Source organism: Gallibacterium faecale (genome assembly GCF_027920745.1).
Classification (GTDB): Bacteria; Pseudomonadota; Gammaproteobacteria; order Enterobacterales; family Pasteurellaceae; genus Gallibacterium; species Gallibacterium faecale.
In genome coordinates, this window is sequence record NZ_JAQIBB010000003.1 from 1 (window position 1) to 5,165 (window position 5,165).

Sequence of the window (5,165 nt, forward strand, 5' to 3'; positions counted from 1 at the left end):
GATATCCCAAATGGATATACAGATTATAAAGAAATGCTGAAATCTAATAAATTTGATATTGTCAGTATATGTACACCTATTCAAACACATTTTGATATCATCAAAGAGTGTATTAAGAATGGAGTTAAAGTGATTTTCTGTGAAAAGACTATTTCTTATTCTCTAGAAGAATCTAAGGAAATAGTTGAGTTATGCGATAAGCATAATGTTATTATCGCTGTTAATTACATTTTTCGTTGGGATAATCTTATTCAAGAAATTAAGGGACTATTAGATTCAAATGCTATAGGGAATATTTATTCTTTAGTTGGTTATGGTGCAACTGCTTTACATACGAGTACAAGCCATTTAATAGATTTATTGCTTTATTTTTCTGGTTCAGATATTGAATATGTTGTTGGAGATATTCAAAAAGATTTTGTGAGAAATGTTCACGGTATTTCTGATGTCGGAGGAACAGGAATGATAAAGTTTAAATCTAATTCTATTGGGTTCATTAAAGGTACTAGTTCTTCCCCAATGAAATATATGTTTGAATTAGACATACTTGGCGAAAATGGGCGAATAAGATTATACAACAATGGATCATCTTATGATTTATATAAATTTTCAAGTAGTGAAAATTCATCAGGTAGCAAGTATGAACATTTAGATTTAGTCTATTCAAAACACAATACTACTCCAAATGAAAGAATGATAGATGCCATTTTAAGTCTAATTGAAGGTATTGAAACAGGAAAACAACCTGTATCAAATATAAAAACGGCAATAGAATCAATAGAGGTTATTGAAAGTATAAAACTATCATCAATGAATGGAAATATAATTAAATTTCAATAAAGAATCTTCATAGCTATCACCGCAGGTTAATGCTTCAGGAATATCTCTAAATGATACAGCATATAATCCGCTATCTTCTTTTTCAAAAGTTGCTGGGTATAACATAGTTTTCTCTCTACCGCCTTTCGCTTCGCTTCAATTGCTAAACTTCTGACAATACACAAAACAAGTTTGTTTTTGTCAGAAGTTATAAATAAATCAATTAAACATCATCGACTAAATCGATTTGTTTTTTGTCTATTTTGACTAACTCACAATCAACCAATTTAAAGCCACGTTTACGTAATTCTTCAAGCATTTTTTGTTTATTCCCTAGCTTAGATCTAAAACTGGCATTAGTTTCTAAAAAGACCCAATAATTGCGTAAATCTTCTAACGTTACAGTGTCTAAGTCAGAATAAAAATTATCTAAAATAGCTAAGCAGTCTTTTGCATAATTTCCATATTCTGCACTACTCATTTTTGGATTCTGCTTATCTAACTTTACAAACTTACCGTACTTATTCTTATGCGGAAAAGATGGACGTTTATTATTTTCTAATTCTGCCTTTACAACCTTTTCTTTCAATTCAATTATGAATTTTAACGCTACTATTTTTCGTCCACACTTAATCTGCTTAACATCGATAAATAAATCTGATTTAGCATTAATTTCATTGATTGATGGAGTTAAAACATCTCGTTTAAAGACTTTGAATTCTTTATATTTCTCATCAAGCATTAAAATTCTTCTGATTTCATCAACTTCAATTTCTTGATTTTGCATGCCATGAATTTTCTTACATAATTCATACAACCTTATAGAATAAGTACCATTAAAACCACTTACACTTAACAAATGATATTGTGTATAACCCAAACGTTTATCTAATTCGAATAAATAGGGTATAACTCTATGGCTAAACTCAAATGAAATTCTTCCCTCTCCTTTGTGATACTTTGTTCTACTTTCAATCCATCGAAATTCTGTAGTTTCATTTTCTCCTTTAAGGATAATCGAACGATCATATAAACGCTTAGAAGCATTAAGTAAATCACGATAAGCTATTTTCTCAGAAACATTAAAGCTATTAGCATAATCTTTGGCAAATAAAGTAACTTTGCTTTGCTCAATATTTCTACTATCTAATTTGGCAAGACTTAGCAATATAATTCGTTGCTCAGCTATGCTAAGTCTATAACCAGCTTCAACTATCGGATGTGCTTTTCGAATTATTAAATCGCTCATAAAACAACCCTAAGGTGATGTGAATGATGGTATTAGTTATATCACAAATTAAATATATAACCAATAAAAGTGATGTTAAATTTCATATTTATAACCAATACCATCATTTATATCACCTTTAACCATCATTTATATCACCTTTAACCATCATTTATATCACCTTTAACCATCATTTATATCACCTTTAAATCTCTAGAGCCTTGTTATGCGGGGTTTGCGAGAGTCAGAAAGAAAGAAAGAAAGAAAGAAGAAATATATAGAGGGCTTCGCCCTATTTTCTATTTTTTCTGTTCTTTATGTGTTTTAACGATAAGTTCACTGAAAGAAAAGATTTTATAAATGACTACTGCAGAAAATAGGATTGCACTGAGTAGCTCTAGATCTTCATTTAGATTAATACATACAAATAAATAGAGTCCTATAAACAATAACAACTCAAAAACTCGCTTTATTTGACGAAAAGAAACATACAAAAACATGCAGTAAGCAATACTACAAGCAAGTATTCCATTAAAAACTATGAGTAACATTTTTTATCCCTTTTTAAACGGCAATAAATCGAGCATAGTGCCATTTTATAAAAAAACCATATCAAAAAAACAAAAAAATGCCGTTATACTCAATTTTAACCCCTAATCTGATGGTAAATCAGATCATGTAGCTGATATGAATAAAAAATCATTTAGGAGAAAAAAATTTATAATGAGTTTTTAGCCGTTAAAATCAAAGAGGGTAGAGAAGATATACTAGCAGGGAGATACATCAAACTAGGAAAAGCTAAAGCCCGTATGCGATTAATAATTAAATAAATCTACTGATAAGTAGTTTTGAATAACTAAAATCACTTTAAGTCCGCCGTAATTAAAAAATTCTTCGATAAATACGGGCTATTGATTCACATAGTTCTTATTAAGTGGATTTAAATTTAGATAGTGTTTTTACACACCACACGCAAAAGCAATAAATTGCTTTTTCTTTATAAAGATCAATATCTTGCCACTAACCTAAAAAAGGTTCTCATAATTTTTTATGCACAAATTTGTGCAAATTTAACACAAATTTGTTCTCTTTGATTTATAAGGAAAGTTTCGATAAAAAAACGGAATTTGCACAAATCTGTACAGATTTGTGCTTCATTTTGATGGAGATTTTAGCTCAAATTTTGAATAACAATCGTAAGAAAGTTTATTTTACGGTCTAAAAACAGAGTATTTATATTACTTATAAAGCGATTTTCTTTATTGTAATTACGGTCTAATCAGGAATAAGTACAAGACTTAAAAGGACTATTAGTGTTATAATTGAAAAGGCGATAAGGTTTTACCCTTACCGCCTTTGGCTAGTTATTCAAGTGCTACCAAGCTGTCGGGCTGTAGAGCAGCAACACGAATAACACGATTAGAATTATTAAGATAATTTTCATCGGTCTGATCTCGTATCAGAGTTAAAACCAACTGATCGAGATGTGCCACTACCTGACCCGCCAGTCAGGTAATGACAACACCTGACCAGCCGATAAAGATTATAACAACAAAACCGCCTAAGAGGCGGTTTTGTTTTATCTATGATTCGACAATATTACTTTAGCTGAAATACTTGGCGGTAATTCAATTAATACTTCACCGTCTTTTGCTTTGCTCGGTAACGGCACACTGCGGTTAGTTTCAAAATAAAACGTCGTGGCATTTAACCTAGTTTGGAAATTCAGACCCTATTGAATTTCGTTGTTATCCTTAAATCTCGCTTATCAGGTGTGCTTGTATTTCTTGGGGCTTTCGCCTTTCTAACCGTAGCACGAAACGGAGACAGAGCTTTTATCACTTCTACGCCTGTTTATTCTTCCGAAGTCCGAGCTGAAGACCGTCTAATTTAAGGTTTGCGTTTGTCTGTTTACGTCGTTGAATGGTTTTTTGGTAGTAGGGACGCTTCGCAATCTCTTGCATTACTAGCTACCCTTTTTTTATGAGAAACAATACAAATATTTTATAATTACTACCTTTTAGGTATGGGCTTAGTCGTATGGGTAATGATTCTTTTATAAGATTTTCTTATGTTTTGTTAATGGGTTTTGGTTTTCCTATTATGCGTTATATGAGTATTCATTTTGATACTTTAAATAATAATGCTGTTCGATTTCTCTCTGGTGGGTTGTTATTCGTTTTTATTTGTATATTAAAATATAGAACAGAACTACTTAAGTTGCTCAGAGAACCTTCAATCATCTTATATCTTCTTTTGTTAGCTATTTTTATGACTGGTAATATGTATTTTTTTATTAATGGTCTTAAATATACTTCAGCTTTAGCAGGCAGTATTTTTGGCATTATGTCTATGCCTTTAGCTGTTATTATGGCCGCAATTTTCTTTCAAGATGAAAGGGAAAAAGTAAAACAAAAGAGCTTTTATATTGGTAGTGTCTTATCTGTAATTGGTTCTTTGATATTTGTAATTTATAGCAACAAAACTGGTGGGGGTAATGATTTTATAACAGGATCACTCTTTTTGGGGACAGCTATATTTATTCAATCTATTCAAAACCTTTTCGTTAAAAAGGTCGCAAAAAAATTAAATGCCATCGTTATCAGTGCATCCACTGCTACTTTATCTGGACTTGTTTATCTACTTTTAGCAAGTAATACAGGTGTTATTTATCAATTACAAGATATTAGTTCAGGCTTGCTGATCGGATTAATCTTTGCTGGAATGTATGGAATGCTAACAGGTATGTTATTTGCATTTTATATTGTTCAAAAACAAGGGGTAGTTGTTTTCAATATTATTCAATTAACAGTTCCCTTATCTACTGCGTTTATTGGTTACTTTACTTTAGGTGAAACTATTTCTATTTATCAAGGTTTTGGTGCTGCAATCGTTATTGTAGGATGTGTTATTTCATTGAGGAAAAAATCCCATGGAGATTAATATGTATAATGTGGGTGTTATAGGATTAGGCTTGATTGCTTATGGTATAGATAAAGATCCAAACAGAAAAATAATATGGAGTCATATTAAAGCATATAAAAGTATTGAAAATATACGAATATCATCAGTATGTGATGTTAATAAATCTTTGGTAGATTCTATCCAAAAAGAATGT

At 30.8% G+C, this 5,165-nt stretch carries 3 protein-coding genes; 2 read left to right on the forward strand and 1 reads right to left on the reverse strand.

Annotated elements, in window-relative coordinates; genetic code table 11:
- The coding region (locus PF272_RS00935; RefSeq protein ID WP_271141296.1) for a Gfo/Idh/MocA family protein at window positions 1–840 on the forward strand (840 nt) is incomplete at its 5' end.
- A gap of 202 nt (window positions 841–1,042) precedes the next feature.
- On the opposite strand, the gene PF272_RS00940 is transcribed toward PF272_RS00935, so the two are convergent.
- Complete coding sequence (locus PF272_RS00940) at window positions 1,043–2,068, reverse strand: replication initiation protein (protein ID WP_271141297.1); 1,026 nt, start codon at window positions 2,066–2,068, stop codon at window positions 1,043–1,045.
- A gap of 2,019 nt (window positions 2,069–4,087) precedes the next feature.
- On the opposite strand from PF272_RS00940, the gene PF272_RS00945 reads away from it, so the two are divergent.
- Window positions 4,088–4,990 (forward strand): DMT family transporter, encoded by a 903-nt coding sequence (locus PF272_RS00945; RefSeq protein WP_021114484.1) that lies wholly within the window; start codon window positions 4,088–4,090, stop codon window positions 4,988–4,990.
- Window positions 4,991–5,165 lie beyond the last annotated feature (175 nt).

Coding starts and splice junctions, on each gene's coding strand:
- PF272_RS00940 (WP_271141297.1), bottom strand. CDS start 2,068: ATGAGCGATTTAATAATTCGAAAAGCACATCCGATAGTTGAAGCTGGT.
- PF272_RS00945 (WP_021114484.1), top strand. CDS start 4,088: ATGGGTAATGATTCTTTTATAAGATTTTCTTATGTTTTGTTAATGGGT.